13 protein-coding genes and 1 pseudogene are annotated in these 13,604 nt (G+C 73.5%); 5 read left to right on the top strand and 9 right to left on the bottom strand.

The genetic code is table 11. The annotated features are described in order from the left end of the window. Positions 1 to 50: 50 nt before the first annotated feature. Both ABTZ58_RS01770 and ABTZ58_RS01765 read left to right on the top strand, forming a co-directional pair. Positions 51 to 697: pseudogene (locus ABTZ58_RS01770) on the top strand (polysaccharide pyruvyl transferase family protein); the annotation flags it as partial. Positions 698 to 811: 114 nt separating this feature from the next. Then, positions 812 to 1,132: a DUF3040 domain-containing protein gene (locus tag ABTZ58_RS01765; protein ID WP_351349274.1), complete on the top strand. Its 321-nt coding sequence runs from the start codon at positions 812 to 814 to the stop codon at positions 1,130 to 1,132. Between the two features lie 46 nt (positions 1,133 to 1,178). Here ABTZ58_RS01765 and ABTZ58_RS01760 read toward each other — a convergent pair whose 3' ends face one another. Genes ABTZ58_RS01760 through ABTZ58_RS01745 form a run of 4 tightly spaced genes read right to left on the bottom strand, consistent with a single transcriptional unit; the run spans position 1,179 to position 4,187 of the window. Continuing rightward, positions 1,179 to 2,354 (bottom strand): glycosyltransferase family 9 protein, encoded by a 1,176-nt coding sequence (locus ABTZ58_RS01760; protein ID WP_351349272.1) that lies wholly within the window; start codon positions 2,352 to 2,354, stop codon positions 1,179 to 1,181. Positions 2,355 to 2,413: 59 nt separating this feature from the next. Beyond that, the gene (locus ABTZ58_RS01755) at positions 2,414 to 2,572 is read right to left on the bottom strand and encodes a hypothetical protein (protein WP_351349269.1); all 159 of its coding nucleotides are present in this window, start codon (positions 2,570 to 2,572) and stop codon (positions 2,414 to 2,416) included. After that, positions 2,569 to 3,558 (bottom strand): glycosyltransferase family 9 protein, encoded by a 990-nt coding sequence (locus ABTZ58_RS01750; RefSeq protein ID WP_351349267.1) that lies wholly within the window; start codon positions 3,556 to 3,558, stop codon positions 2,569 to 2,571. Before ABTZ58_RS01750 ends, ABTZ58_RS01755 begins: the two co-directional genes overlap by 4 nt. Continuing rightward, positions 3,555 to 4,187: a D-glycero-alpha-D-manno-heptose-1,7-bisphosphate 7-phosphatase gene (locus ABTZ58_RS01745; RefSeq protein ID WP_351349264.1), complete on the bottom strand. Its 633-nt coding sequence runs from the start codon at positions 4,185 to 4,187 to the stop codon at positions 3,555 to 3,557. The genes ABTZ58_RS01750 and ABTZ58_RS01745 overlap by 4 nt, the downstream gene beginning before the upstream one ends. A gap of 194 nt (positions 4,188 to 4,381) precedes the next feature. On the opposite strand from ABTZ58_RS01745, the gene ABTZ58_RS01740 reads away from it, so the two are divergent. The 3 genes from ABTZ58_RS01740 (at position 4,382) to ABTZ58_RS01730 (ending at position 6,336) form a co-directional block, all read left to right on the top strand. After that, entirely contained in the window at positions 4,382 to 5,170 is a 789-nt protein-coding gene (locus ABTZ58_RS01740) for a polysaccharide deacetylase family protein (RefSeq protein ID WP_502995987.1), read from the top strand. 47 nt (positions 5,171 to 5,217) lie between these two features. Then, the gene (locus ABTZ58_RS01735; RefSeq protein ID WP_502995986.1) at positions 5,218 to 5,748 is read left to right on the top strand and encodes a Vgb family protein; all 531 of its coding nucleotides are present in this window, start codon (positions 5,218 to 5,220) and stop codon (positions 5,746 to 5,748) included. 147 nt (positions 5,749 to 5,895) lie between these two features. Beyond that, on the top strand, positions 5,896 to 6,336 hold the full coding sequence (locus ABTZ58_RS01730; protein ID WP_351349258.1) for an SRPBCC family protein: 441 nt from the start codon (positions 5,896 to 5,898) through the stop codon (positions 6,334 to 6,336). A 359-nt stretch (positions 6,337 to 6,695) separates the two neighbouring features. Here the strand turns inward: ABTZ58_RS01730 and ABTZ58_RS01725 are convergent, their stop codons facing one another. From ABTZ58_RS01725 to ABTZ58_RS01705, 5 genes are all read right to left on the bottom strand, one after another. Beyond that, on the bottom strand, positions 6,696 to 7,850 hold the full coding sequence (locus tag ABTZ58_RS01725; protein ID WP_351349255.1) for an XdhC family protein: 1,155 nt from the start codon (positions 7,848 to 7,850) through the stop codon (positions 6,696 to 6,698). A gap of 33 nt (positions 7,851 to 7,883) precedes the next feature. After that, a complete protein-coding gene (locus tag ABTZ58_RS01720) occupies positions 7,884 to 9,341 on the bottom strand; it encodes an NCS2 family permease (protein ID WP_351349252.1) in 1,458 nt (485 codons plus the stop codon). A gap of 203 nt (positions 9,342 to 9,544) precedes the next feature. Then, positions 9,545 to 11,932 (bottom strand): xanthine dehydrogenase subunit D, encoded by a 2,388-nt coding sequence (pucD, locus tag ABTZ58_RS01715; protein ID WP_351349249.1) that lies wholly within the window; start codon positions 11,930 to 11,932, stop codon positions 9,545 to 9,547. 2 nt (positions 11,933 to 11,934) lie between these two features. Beyond that, on the bottom strand, positions 11,935 to 12,516 hold the full coding sequence (locus ABTZ58_RS01710; protein ID WP_351349246.1) for a (2Fe-2S)-binding protein: 582 nt from the start codon (positions 12,514 to 12,516) through the stop codon (positions 11,935 to 11,937). Then, positions 12,516 to 13,406, bottom strand: coding sequence for an FAD binding domain-containing protein (locus ABTZ58_RS01705; RefSeq protein WP_351349243.1), 891 nt, complete (start codon positions 13,404 to 13,406; stop codon positions 12,516 to 12,518). Before ABTZ58_RS01705 ends, ABTZ58_RS01710 begins: the two co-directional genes overlap by 1 nt. Between the last annotated feature and the right edge of the window lie 198 nt (positions 13,407 to 13,604).

Raw genomic sequence — 13,604 nt, 5'->3', positions numbered from 1 at the left:
GTGATGCCCTGATTGCGCACCCGGTGGGCGGGCACTCAGGGCGTGTGCGGATGCGGATCGCCGTCATCACCTCGGTGATCGACCCCGGCAGCGCGGCCGTGACCGGCTTCCACCGGGTGCTGCCCCGGGACGCGCCCGACAGCGAACCGGTGGAGGACCTGGCGGCCCGCGCCCCCGAGGTTCCCGCGCGGCCGGTGGTGGGGGTGATCCTCACGCACGGGCAGGAGGAGTACGGGTACGGACGGCCGCGGCGGCAGGGGCAGGTCGCCGAGGAGGTGACGCGCTGGCTGGCCGCGAAGGACTGCGCATGGCTGGAGCTGGAGACCCGGCTCGACACCCACGACCGGCACCTGAGCGCCACGCCCGCGCAGTTGCAGTCCGTGCTGGCCCGGCTGGACCTCGTGGTCACCGACCGGCTGCACGGCCTCGTGATCGCGCTGCGGGCCGGCACCCCGGTGCCGGCCGTCGACCCAGTCTCCGGCGGAGCCAGGCTGACCGCACAGGCCCGGGCCTGCGGCTGGCCCGCGCTGTTGCCGGCCGAGCGGCTGGAGGTGCGGCGGCTGGACCGCTGGTGGGACTGGTGCCTGACCGGTGGGCGGGTGACCGCGCGGCAGATCCGGGACGGGTTCCGCGAGGGCGCCTGCCGGACAACGCGGACCGGCTCGTCGAGGCGCTGGCGCGGCCGGTCCGCGGTTAACTCACGGACCTCACGGGGCACCCGCTTGTCGTCCCCCGCCGCACGTCCCCGCCGCACGTCCCCCCGCACGTCCCCAGGAGGACTCACGGTCCGGCCGCCCGGAAGGAGAACCGCGTGTCCATCGGCCGACTCCCCGACCACGAGCAGCGCATCCTCGACGAGATGGAACGCGCCCTGCGCCGCGACCGCCGTCTCGACCGCCGGATGCGCACCCTGCGGCCGAGCCGCCGCCCCGGCCCCGCCCGGCTGCTGTCCCGGGTGGCCGCCTACCGTCCCCGCGTCCTGACCGTGGCGTCGCTGTTCGCGGTGTCGACGGGTCTGATGGTGGCCGGGATGGTGACCTCCGAGCCCGCCGTCATCTGGGCGTTCGCCGCCCTGTGGCCCGTGACGCTGTTCGCCGGGTTCCGGCTGATGTGCTGGTGGTGCGGCGGCTGAGCGCCCGGGGGCGCGGGGCGGGCAAGGTGTGGTCTCCGTTCCCCCCTCACGGGTGCCGGATGCCGGGCAGTGCGGCGACGGCGTCCAGGACGTCGGCGGGGGTGATGCGCAGCAGCGCGGGGTCGGTCCGGCTGCCGTGCGGGTCTCCCTCGGGGCCGTACCACAGCGCGCGGTGGCGCGGGTCGGGCGGTGGGCCCCAGCGGCTCGGCGCCACCGGGCCGAACAGGGTGACCGAGCGCGTCGCGTGGGCGACCGCGAGGTGGGCGATGCCGGTGTCGCCGCTGATGACGACCTGCGCGCCGGCGACGAGCGCGGCCAGCCGGCCGTAGGGCAGGCCGCCGCCGAAGACGTCCGTGTCGGGCAGCCCGGCCCGCTTGGCGAGCCGGGCCACGAGATCGCCCTCGTCGGCGCCGCCCGTGACGACGACCCTGAAGCCCCTGGCGCGCAGCTCCGTCGCGACGGCGGCGTAGCGCTCCACGGGCCAGCAGCGGGCCGGTGATCCGGCTCCCGGGTGCAGCACGACCGCGCCGGGCGCCGGGGAGACCGTGTCCGGGCGGGGCAGGTGCACGTCGCCGGGGTCGGCGTCGATGCCGTAGGCCCCGAGCAGCCGGCACCAGCGGTCGCGCTCGTGTTCCTCCGGGTACCAGGGCGGCCCGTCGACCTCGGGGGTGTCGGGGTGGGCGAAGGCGAGCAGCCTCAGCGGACGCAGCGCCATCAGCAGCCGGTGGCTGGGCGGGCCGTTGCCGTGCAGGTCGACGGCGACGTCCGGGGGCGGTCCGCTCCAGTCGAGCGACCGCGGTACCGCACGCCCCGGGGCGGCGGCGGGCAGCAGCCGGTCCACGGCGCCCGTCGCCGCGGCGACCGGTTCGAGCCCGGCGGGCGCGGCCAGCACGAGTTCGTGCCGCGGGTACGCCCGCCGCAGCGCGCGCAGGGCGGGCACGCCGGCGAGCAGGTCACCGAGCCCCAGCGCGCGCAGAACGAGAAGGCGGGGCGGCGTCGCGCCGGGCGCGGGGCCGGGTGCCGCGCCAGGGCCCCGTGCCGAGTCGGGTGCCGTACCGCGTGCCGGGTCGGGAGCCATGCCGCGTGCCGGGTCGGATGCCGCGCCGAAAGCCGTGCCGGGAGCCGAGTCGGATGCCGTGCCGGGAGCCATGCCGCCTGCCGCGCCGCGCGCCGTGTCAGGAGCCGTGCCGACTGCCGTGGCGCGTGAGGTGTCCGGTGTCATGGCAGCAGACTGCCGTGGGTCCTCCGTGTCCGCCCTCGTGGCCCGGCTCATCGGGTGGGTCATCGCGCTCCTCCCGCCGCCCGCTCCAGCAGGGCCGTCGCGCGGGCCGGCCAGGCACGGAAGTCGGGCAGGTACCGGAACAGTTCGTCCTCGGGGACGGCCCGGGCCGGTCCGGCCGTGGCCCACGAGCCGTGCACGTGCCACAGGAGGACCCTCATCCCTCCCCCCGCAGCTTCTCGACGGCGGTGACCACGTCCTGCGCGGTGACGGTGTCCAGGCACGGGTGGCCGGGCACGGGGCACTCCCGGGCCCTGCTGTCGGCGCAGGGCGCGTCCTGGTCGCCGAGCAGCACGTACGGGACGCCGTACGGCCGCCAGCGTTCGGCGGGGACCACCGGCGCGAACAGGGACACGACGGGGGTGCCGACGGCGGCGGCGAGGTGGGCGGGGCCGGTGTTGCCGGTGACGACGGCGTCGGCGCCCGCGAGGACGCCGGACAGTTCCGCCGCGCCGGTGCGGCCGCCGAGGTCGAGGGCCTGCTCGCCCGCGACGAACGCGGTCAGGTCGCTCTCGCCCGCACTTCCGGTGACCACCACCCGGTGTCCGGCGGCGGCCAGTTCGCGCACCGCCTCGGCGCAGCGCCCGGGGCTCCAGGCGCGGGCGGGGACGCTGGCGCCGGGATGCACGACGACGTAGGGGCCGGGGCCGGTGAGCCCGGCGGTCGGGGGTGGCGGGAGCACCCGCAGGAGGCCGTCGTCGGCCGGCGGGAACCCGGCGGCTTCGGCGAGGTCGAGGGCGGCCTCGGCCTCGTGGGCGTGCGGGGCGCGGTGGTGGCGCACGTCGAGCAGGGAGCCGGGGTAGTCCTCGCTGTCGGCGGCGATGAAGCCGACACCGGCCAGCCGCAGCAGCAGGGCGGCGGGCAGCGGCGACTGGTGGAACGAAGTGAGGATCAGCCCCGTGTCGGCGTCGATCGTGTCGATGAGCTGGTCGACCTCGCCACGGCCGACGGGCGGGGATGCGAAGCCCACCCAGGGCGCGTCCCACACGAGGATGCCGTCGACGCCGGGGAGCAGCCGGGCGGCGGGCGCGCCGCGGGATCCGCACAGCAGGGTGACGGTGTCGGCACGGGCGGCGACCGCGCGGATCGCCGGTCCGGCGAGCAGCACGTCCCCGAAGCTGTCGAGTCGGGTCACGAGGGCTTTCACCGGCACCTCCCCGGTCCGGGGCCGGAGGTGAAGGCCTCCCGGACGGGCCGTTCGTCGACCAGGACGCGGCCCCGCGGCACTCCGTCGAGCACCGCGCGGACGGCGGTGTTCAGGTCGGGGGCGACGTGGTCGGCCGCCGCGGTCTCCTCGGGACGCGTCTGCGCGGTGGGGACGAGGATGCCGTGCGCTCCGGCCCGGCGGGCGGCCTCCACGTCGGCGCCGATGTCGCCGATGACGACGAGGTCGGCGGGGTGGGTGCACAGGCGTCCGGCCGCCCACAGCACCATGCCGGGCTGCGGCTTGCGGCACCGGCAGCCGTCCTCGGGGCCGTGCGGGCAGACGGCGAACACGTCGAAGGGGCCGAGGAGCTCGTCCACGCGGTGGTTGACGCGGCGGACGTCGGCCTCGGTGAGCAGGCCGCGCGCGACGCCGGACTGGTTGGTGACGACTCCGGTGGCGATGCCGGCCTCACGCAGGCGGGCGAGCGCCTCGCGGGCGCCGTCGACGGGGCGTACCAGGCCGGGGTCGCCGTTGTAGGGGACGTCCTCGACGAGCGTGCCGTCGCGGTCGAACAGCACGGCCTTGACGGGCCGGGCGGAGGAAGACGTGTTGATCCCGAGGGTGCGCATGTACCGGGTGCTCCGTCCCGTGCGGGTGTGGAGGACTTCGGTGCTGGCGAGTGCCGCGAGTGAGCTGACTTAAACAATTGATGCCTACTTCTGACAAAAGCACCGATTTGTCAGCCCGAGTAGCGCTGTGGGGCCATCCGGGGCGAACCACAGCACTATGAACAACGCGTATACATGATGTGTATAGTCCCGGCATGCCTTCTCTGACCAAGAAGATGAAGAAAACGGGGACCGCGTTCCGAACGGCCGGAACGCTCGCGGCGGCCGCCGCCCTCACCCTCGTCCTGAGCGGCTGCTCGGGGCTCGACACCACCGCACCCAGCGCCGTCCGGGCCGAGCCGGCCGCCGGCGCCCAGGCGGCCCGGTTCGGGACCGTGGACTGCCGCGAGGCCAAGTGCATCGCGCTCACCTTCGACGCCGGGCCGAGCGAACACTCCGCGCGCCTGCTGGACATCCTCAAGGACAGGCAGGTCCCGGCGACCTTCTTCCTGCTGGGCGAGCGGCACATCGAGAAGTACCCGGAGCTGGTGCGGCGGATGGCCGACGAGGGCCACGAGGTGGCCAGCCACACCTGGGACCACAAGATCCTGACCGGCCTGGAACCCGAGGAGATACGCGAGGAACTGCGGCGCCCGAACCGGGAGATAGAGCGCCTCACCGGCCGCCGCCCCACCCTGATGCGCCCGCCGCAGGGCCGCACCGACGACACCGTGCACGAGATCTGCCGCGAACTCGGCCTGTCCGAGGTGCTGTGGACCGTGACCGCGAAGGACTACACGACCACCGACTCGGAGCTGATCGGCCGCCGCGTCCTCGACCAGGCGTCCCGGGACGGCATCATCCTGCTGCACGACATCTACGACGGCACCGTGCCGGCCGTGCCCGGCATCATCGACGCGCTCAAGGAACGCGGCTACGTCTTCGTGACGGTGCCGCAGCTGCTGGCGCCGGGGAAGGCGGAGCCGGGGGCCGTGTACCGGTGACGGGCCGCCGGGAAAAGAGGTTGTGGGCGACCTCGATCGCGGGGAGGGTGCGAGGGCGCCGAAGGGAGAATGCGTGCCGCAGCCCATCCAGGAAATCCCCCCTGGCCGACCCGGACTCGGGACCGTACGGCATCACGACCGGACCCGACGGGGCCCTGTGGCTGACGCTGGTGCGCGACGGCCGGATCGGACGCCTCACACCGGACGGCGCCTTCACGCAGTATCCGCTGGACTCGCCGTCCTGCCGCCCCACCGTCATCACACCCGGCCCGGACGGGGCACTGTGGTTCACCCGGACCGGAGACCACCGCATCGGCCGCGTCACCGTCGACGGCGACAGCTCGTCGTTCGCCCTGCCGGCGGCGGACGCCGGGCCCTACGGCATCACGACCGGCCCCGGCGACTGCTGGTTCACCGAGTGGGGCGCCGGTCGCGTCGGCCGCCTCGCCCCGGACGGCACCCTCACGGAACACATCCTGCCCACCCCGTCCTGCGAGCCCCACGGCATCACGGTGGGGCCGGACGGGGCGCTGTGGGTGGCCCTGGAGACAGGGGCGGTGGCGCGGGTGGCGCCGTAGGGCGGCGGACCGTGCGAGGCGGGGGCGCGACGGACGCCCGGTCCGGGCGGCGGTCGCCCGCCCGGGCTGCGGACACACGGGTGGGCCGGGCGGGTGAACGGGGCGCGGGCGGGACGGCGCGCGTCGCGGGTTCTTTACGATCGTGCCGTGGCGAACATCGAGCTCCAGCGCACGGCCCCGCTCCCCCTCGACGAGGCGTGGCGCCGGATCACGGCGTGGCCCCGGCACGGTGACACCGTGCCGCTGACGGTGGTCCGGGTGGTCCCGCCCGGCCCGACCCGCGAAGGCACACGCGTCGTGGCCCGCTCGGGCATCGGGCCCCTCGCCTTCGACGACCCCATGGAGGTCACGCTCTGGCAGCCACCGGCGGACGGGGGTCCGGGGATCTGCCGGCTGGAGAAGCGCGGGCGCGTGGTCCTCGGCTGGGCCGAACTGGAGGTGCGGCCGGGGCCGGGCGGGCGCACCCGGGTGGTGTGGCGGGAGGAGATCCGGCTCCGCTTCCTGCCGCCGCTCCTCGACGGCGTGGTGCGGCGTTCGGCGCGGTACGTCTTCGGCCGGGCGCTGAACCGGCTGTTGCGCCACCCCTGAGCCGGGGCGGAACCTTCGTCCAGGACAACCGGGCCGGAGCCGGTGGCCGTGGAGGCATGCGCGGCCACGAAGCGGAGGCCGAGCCCGGCTGGACGTCGCCCCCCTCCCCCTCGGCGGTCCCTCGCCCGACGGAGTCCTGAGGGCCGGGTTCCGCGACGGTGCGCGGCCGGGTTGACCTGCGGGTGCTCCCGCAGCCGGCGGTGACCGTCCTCGTCGGGCTCGGGCCCGCCCCGCGCACCGTCGAGGAGGCGGGCCACGCGGTGTCGTCGCCGCGCTGTCGCCCGACCGGCCCGGATGCGCGGTGAGCGGGAACCGTTCCCGCCGCTGGAGGCCGCGGTCCGCCGCCCCGGCGGGGACGCTCAGGCGACCGACCCGATCCGCCGTCCCGCCGCGACCGGTCCGGGCTCGTGGTGGATCGGCGTGTGAGCGCCGGTCAGCGGCGTCCCGCTCCCGCCGCGCCGCCCCGCGACGATCTCCGCCGCGATCGACAGGGCCGTCTCCTCGGGCGTACGCGCGCCGAGGTCCAGCCCGATCGGCGAGTGCAGGCGGCTCAACTCCAATTCGGTGACGCCGACTTCGCGCAGCCGGGCGTCGCGGTCCAGGTGGGTGCGGCGGGAGCCCATGGCGCCGACGTACGCCACCGGCAGCCGCAGCGCGAGCTTCAGCAGCGGGACGTCGAACTTGGCGTCGTGGGTGAGCACGCACAGGACCGTGCGCGCGTCGACGTCGGTGCGCTCCAGGTAGCGGTGGGGCCAGTCCACGACGATCTCGTCGGCCTCGGGGAAGCGCGCCCGGGTCGCGAAGACGGAGCGGGCGTCGCACACCGTGACGTGGTAGCCGAGGAACTTGCCGACGCGGACCAGGGCGGAGGCGAAGTCGATCGCGCCGAACACGATCATGCGGGGCGCGGGGACCGAGGACTCGATCAGGACCGTGAGCGGTGCTCCGCAGCGGGAGCCCTGCTCTCCGATCTCCAGGGTGCCGGTGCGCCCGGCGTCGAGGAAGGCGCCCGCCTCGGCCGCGACCGTACGGTCCAGCTCCGGATGGGCGCCGAAACCGCCGTACCGGGAGCCGTCGGGCCGGACCAGCAGGGCCCGGCCCGTCAGCTCGGGCGGGCCCGACACGATCCGGGCCACCGCCGCCGCCTCCCTTCGCGCGGCGGCGGCGAGCGCGGCCCCGGCCACCGGGCGGACCGGATCGGCAGCGCGTACCGGGGTGACCAGGATGTCGATGAAGCCGCCGCAGGTCAGGCCCACGGCGAAGGCGTCGTCGTCGCTGTAGCCGAAGCGTTCCAGGACGGTCTCGCCGTCCCGCAGCGCCTGCTCGCACAGCTCGTAGACCGCGCCCTCCACGCAGCCGCCGGAGACGGAGCCGAGCGCCGTGCCGTCGGCGTCCACGGCGAGCGCGGCGCCGGGCTGCCGGGGCGCGCTGCCGCCGACGGCCACCACGGTGGCCACGGCGAAGTCACGGCCCTGCTCGACCCACCGGTTGAGCTCCTCGGCGATGTCCAGCATCTGTCTCAATCTCCTTAAGGCCGCAGCGGGGCGTCAGTGGACGCCGAGCCAGCTCTCGATCGGGTTGAGGGCGAAGTACACGAGGAACACCGCCGTGAGGATCCACATGAAGGCGCCGATCTCGCGCCACTTGCCCTGGGCGGTCTTGATGGCGACGTAGGAGATGACGCCCGCGGCGACACCCGTGGTGATGGTGTACGTGAACGGCATCAGCACGACCGTCAGGAACACCGGGACGGCGGTGGCGCGGTCGGCCCAGTCCACGTGCCGGGCGTTCATCAGCATCATCGCGCCGATGACGACGAGGGCGGCGGCGGCGACCTCCGACGGCACGATCGCCGTGAGCGGGGTGAAGAACAGGCAGGCCGCGAAGAACAGTCCGGTGACGACGGAGGCGAGGCCGGTGCGGGCGCCCTCGCCGACGCCGGTCGCGGACTCGATGAACACCGTCTGGCCGGAGCCGCCCGACACACCGCCGATCGCACCGCCGGCCCCGTCGATGAACAGCGCCTTGGACAGGCCCGGCATCCGGCCCTTGTCGTCGGCGAGTTTCGCCTCGGTGCCCACGCCGATGATGGTGGCCATCGCGTCGAAGAACCCGGCCAGCACCAGCGTGAAGACGATCATGCCGACGGTCATCGCGCCGACCTCGCCCCAGCCGCCGAACTCGACGTCGCCGAAGAGCGAGAAGTCGGGCATGGACACGGCGCTCCCGTGGAGTTCGGGGGCGCCGCCCGCCCACTGCCTGGGGTCGATGACGCCGGCGGCGTTGAGCACCGCGGCGACGACCGTGCCGCCGACGATGCCGATGAGGATGGCGCCCGGGACGTTCCGGGCCTGCAGCATGAAGATCAGCAGCAGGGTGGCGGCGAAGAGCAGGACCGGCCAGCCGGCGAGTTCCCCCGCCGGGCCGAGCGTGACCGGAGTGGCCTCGCCCTGGTGCACGAAGCCGGACTTGTAGAAACCGATGAGGGCGATGAACAGGCCGATGCCCATGGTGATGCCGTGCTTGAGCGCGAGCGGGATCGCGTTCATGATCATCTCGCGCAGGCCGGTGACGACCAGCAGCATGATGACGACGCCGTACATCACGCACATGCCCATCGCCTGCGGCCAGGTCATCTCGGGCGCGACCTGGGAGGCGAGGACCCCGGAGACGGACAGGCCCGCGGCGAGGGCGAGAGGCACCTTGCCGACGAAACCCATCAGCAGGGTGGTGAGGGCCGCCGCGAACGCGGTCGCGGTGATCAGTCCCCGCTGGGCGAGCGTGTCGCCGGCCGCGTCCCTGCCGGAGAGGATCAGGGGGTTGAGCAGGAGGATGTACGCCATCGCCATGAAGGTCGTGATGCCGCCGCGCACTTCACGGGCGACCGTGGACCCTCTGTGGGATATGTGGAAGTACCGGTCGAGCCAGGACCGCCCGGCCGGGACGCGGGTGCCTTCGCCCGCGTCGTCGGCTGTGGTCCTCGGCTCTGCGGACTGCTGGGTCATGTGGGCCTACTCCCAAGGTTCACAGGGGCACCCGCGGCTCGTCGTGACAACGTGCGGGATTTGGGAAGGTGCTTCGGCCGCACGACCCGGGGGACGGCCCGAGACGAACGATCAGTCGGCTTCCGGGGACCGCGAGCGGTGCGGTGCCCGGTCCTCCGGGCGGCGCGGGAATGTGACGTTCCGGTGCGCCGCCCGGAGAGCTCTCACGCGGTGCCGGTCAGGTGCTCGGGGCGGACCGGCGTCCTGTTCAGCTCCAGCCCGGTCGCCGCGCGGATCGCCGCGAGCACGGCCGGGGTGGACGACAGGGTGGGTGCCTCGCCGACGCCGCGCAGCCCGTAGGGGGCGTGCTCGTCGGCGAGTTCGAGCACGTCGACGGGGATGGTCGGCGTGTCGAGGATGGTGGGGATCAGGTAGTCGGTGAAGGAGGGGTTCTTGACCTTCGCCGTCTTCGGGTCGACGACGATCTCCTCCATGACCGCGACGCCCAGGCCCTGGGTCGTGCCGCCCTGGATCTGGCCGATCACGGAGAGCGGGTTGAGCGCCTTGCCGACGTCCTGGGCGCAGGCCAGCTCGATCACCTTCACCAGGCCGAGCTCGGTGTCGACCTCCACGACGGCGCGGTGCGCGGCGAAGGAGTACTGCACGTGCCCGTTGCCCTGGCCGGTGCGCAGGTCGAAGGGCTCGGTCGGCCGGTGCCGCCACTCCTCCTCGACCTCCACGGCCTCGTCCTGGAGGACGTCGGCCAGGTCGGCGAGGACCTCGCCACCGTCGGTGACGACCTTGCCGCCCTCCAGGACCAGTTCGGCCGTCGCCCAGGCGGGGTGGTACGAGCCGAACCTGCGGCGGCCGGTCTCCAGCACCTTCTCGCGGACGAGTTCGCAGGCGTTCTTCACCGCGCCGCCGGTGACGTAGGTCTGCCGCGAGGCAGACGTCGAACCGGCGCTGCCGACGCGGGTGTCGGCCGGGTGGATGGTCACCTGCGTGACGCCCAGCTCGGTGCGGGCGATCTGCGCGTGGACCGTGACCCCGCCCTGCCCGACCTCCGCCATGGCCGTGTGGACGGTCGCCACCGGTTCCCCGTTGAGCACCTCCATGCGGACCCTGGCGGTGGAGTAGTCGTCGAACCCCTCGGAGAAGCCGACGTTCTTGATGCCGACCGCGTAGCCGACCCCGCGGACGACGCCCTCGCCGTGCGTGGTGTTGGACAGGCCGCCCGGCAGCTGCCGTACGTCGGCGCCCTCGCTGGACTCCCACTGGCGCTCCGGCGGCATCGGCATCGCCTTGACGCGGCGCAGCAGTTCGGCCACGGGGGCCGGGGAGTCGACGGGCTGCCCGGTGGGCATGAGCGTGCCCTGCTCCATGGCGTTGAGCCGGCGGAACTCCACCGGGTCCATGCCGAGTTTCGCGGCGAGCTTGTCCATCTGCGCCTCGTAGGCGAAGCACGCCTGGACCGCGCCGAAGCCGCGCATGGCGCCGCAGGGCGGGTTGTTGGTGTAGAGGGCGATGGCCTCGATGTCCACGTCGTCGATGACGTACGGGCCGGCGGACAGGGAGGAGGCGTTGCCGACGACCGCCGGGGAGGCGGAGGCGTAGGCGCCGCCGTCCAGGACGATCCGGCACTTCATGTGGGTGAGCTTGCCGTCCCTGGTGGCCCCGTGCTCGTAGTACAGCTTCGCGGGGTGGCGGTGGACGTGCCCGAAGAAGGACTCGAACCGGTTGTAGACGATCTTGACGGGCTTGCCGGTGCGCAGCGCCAGCAGGCAGGCGTGGATCTGCATCGACAGGTCCTCGCGGCCGCCGAAGGCGCCGCCGACCCCGGACAGCGTCATGCGCACCTTGTCCTCGGGCAGGCCGAGCACGGGGGCGATCTGGCGCAGGTCGCTGTGCAGCCACTGGGTGGCGATGTAGAGGTGGACGCCACCGTCCTCCTCCGGCACGGCGAGGCCGGACTCGGGGCCGAGGAAGGCCTGGTCCTGCATGCCGAAGGTGTACTCGCCCTCGACGATCACGTCGGCCCGCTTGCGGGCCTCGGCCACGTCGCCGCGCACGATCGGCTGGCGGTGCACGATGTTGGGGTGCGGGACGTGGCCGGCGTGGTGGTCGTCGCGGTTCTCGTGGACGAGGATCGCGTCCGGTGCGGTGGCGGAGGCCTCGTCGGTGACGACGGGCAGCTCCCTGTACTCCACCTTGATCTTCGCGGCGGCGCGGCGCGCCGTCTCCGGGTGGTCGGCGGCGACGAGGGCGACCGGCTCACCGTGATGGCGGACCTTGCCGTGGGCGAGGACCGGGGTGTCCTGGATCTCCAGGCCGTAAGTCTTCACGTCGGTCGGCAGGTCGTCGTAGGTCAGCACGGCGTAGACGCCCGGCGTCGCCAGCGCCTCGCCCGTGTCGATGGAGACGATCTCGGCGTGCGCGACGGTGGAGCGCAGGATCTGCCCCCACAGCATGTCCTCGTGCCACATGTCGGAGGAGTACGCGAACTCGCCGGTGACCTTGAGGGTGCCGTCCGGGCGGAGCGTGGACTCGCCGATGCCGCCCTTGGTCTGCGCGCCCTGGGTGATCTTGGTGGGGGTTCCGTTGGGGGAAGACACGATCAGACCGCCTCTCCCTGCCGGGCGGCCGCCAGGCGGACCGCGTCCATGATCTTCTCGTAACCGGTGCAGCGGCACAGGTTGCCCGACAGGGCCTCACGGATGTCCGCGTCGGTCGGGTTGGGGTTGCGCTCCAGCATCTCGTCGGCGGCGACCAGCAGACCGGGTGTGCAGAAGCCGCACTGGACGGCGCCGGCGTCGATGAACGCCTGCTGGATGGGGGAGAGTTCGGTGCCCTCGCCGGTGTGCGAGTCGGCGCCCCTGGCCTGCCACGCCTGGGAGTCCCGCACCGCGGTGCCGCAGGCGCCGGGAGCGCAGCCGCCCTCGGCGCGCTGCCTGGCGTACTCGGCGAGGCCCTCGACGGTGACGACCTCGCGGCCCTCCGCCTGCCCGGCGGCGACCAGGCACGAGCACACCGGCACGCCGTCCAGGCGAACCGTGCACGAGCCGCACTCGCCCTGCTCACAGGCGTTCTTGGAACCGGGAAGCCCGAGCCGCTCCCGCAGCACGTACAGCAGGGACTCGCCCTCCCAGACGTCGTCGGCTTCCTGCGGACGGCCGTTGACCGTGAAGTTGACACGCATTACGCAGCTCCCTCCGAAGCGCGGCGGGCGCCGCGGTAGGACTCCCAGGTCCAGGTCAGCGTGCGGCGGGCCATGACGCCGACCGCGTGGCGGCGATAGCTCGCGGTGCCCCGGACGTCGTCGATCGGGTTGCAGGCGGCGGAGCACAGGTCCGCGAACTGCTTGGCGACCGACGGGGTGATGATCCTGCCGTTGTCCCAGAAGCCGCCCTCCTCCAGTGCGGCGTTCAGGAACTCCTCGGCGGCCTTGGCCCGTACGGGCGTCGGGGCGGCGGAGCCGATGCCGGTGCGCACGGTGCGGGTTGCGGGGTGCAGCGCCAGTCCGAAGGCGCACACGGCGATGACCATGGCGTTGCGGGTGCCGACCTTGGAGAACTGCTGGGGTCCGTCGGCCTTCTTGATGTGCACGGCGCGGATCAGCTCGTCGGGCTCCAGCGCGTTGCGCTTCACACCCGTGTAGAACGCGTCGATCGGGATGAGGCGGGTCCCACGCACCGACTCGACCTCCACCTCGGCGCCCGCGGCGAGCAGGGCGGGGTGGGCGTCGCCGGCCGGGGAGGCGGTGCCGAGGTTGCCGCCGACGCCGCCGCGGTTGCGGATCTGCGGAGAGGCGACCGTGTGCGAGGCGAGGGCGAGACCCGGCAGCTCGGCGCGGAGGTTCTCCATGATCTTCGTGTACGGCACGGAGGAACCGAGCCGCACGCTCTCCTCGCCGACCTCCCACTCGGAGAGGTCGCCGATGCGGTTCAGGTCCATGAGGTACTCGGGCCGGCGGTGGTCGAAGTTGATCTCGACCATCAGGTCGGTGCCACCCGCAATCGGCACGGCGGTGGGGTGCTCGGCTTTCGCGGCGAGCGCCTCCTCCCAGCTGGCGGGGCGAAGGAAGTCCATGACCGGCTCTCTTCTTCGTCTTCTCGTGGAGCGTTCGGTTTGAGCCAATCCGTGTGCGGCGGTCCCGGCTCGTTCATGTGCTGTTGACGCGTTGTGGCCTCAGTACACAGCCCGGTACTCCGACGGGGTCAGTCACGGAAACCATGAAGGAGTTGGCTGGCCAGGAGAGGCATCTTGTAGATTCATATGAACGGAGGC

This window comes from Streptomyces sp. NPDC094143 (assembly GCF_040303825.1).
Lineage (GTDB): Bacteria > Actinomycetota > Actinomycetes > Streptomycetales > Streptomycetaceae > Streptomyces.
The sequence above is the reverse complement of the archived record's forward strand: the minus strand, read 5'-3'. Positions and strand labels throughout refer to the sequence as shown.

Bases quoted from the DNA above. Each gene is read 5' to 3' on its own strand.
- ABTZ58_RS01710 (WP_351349246.1), bottom strand. From the start codon at position 12,516: ATGCGTGTCAACTTCACGGTCAACGGCCGTCCGCAGGAAGCCGACGAC.
- ABTZ58_RS01740 (WP_502995987.1), top strand. From the start codon at position 4,382: ATGCCTTCTCTGACCAAGAAGATGAAGAAAACGGGGACCGCGTTCCGA.
- ABTZ58_RS01760 (WP_351349272.1), bottom strand. From the start codon at position 2,354: ATGACACCGGACACCTCACGCGCCACGGCAGTCGGCACGGCTCCTGAC.
- ABTZ58_RS01755 (WP_351349269.1), bottom strand. From the start codon at position 2,572: ATGAGGGTCCTCCTGTGGCACGTGCACGGCTCGTGGGCCACGGCCGGA.
- ABTZ58_RS01725 (WP_351349255.1), bottom strand. From the start codon at position 7,850: ATGCTGGACATCGCCGAGGAGCTCAACCGGTGGGTCGAGCAGGGCCGT.
- ABTZ58_RS01705 (WP_351349243.1), bottom strand. From the start codon at position 13,406: ATGGACTTCCTTCGCCCCGCCAGCTGGGAGGAGGCGCTCGCCGCGAAA.
- ABTZ58_RS01745 (WP_351349264.1), bottom strand. From the start codon at position 4,187: ATGCGCACCCTCGGGATCAACACGTCTTCCTCCGCCCGGCCCGTCAAG.
- ABTZ58_RS01720 (WP_351349252.1), bottom strand. From the start codon at position 9,341: ATGACCCAGCAGTCCGCAGAGCCGAGGACCACAGCCGACGACGCGGGC.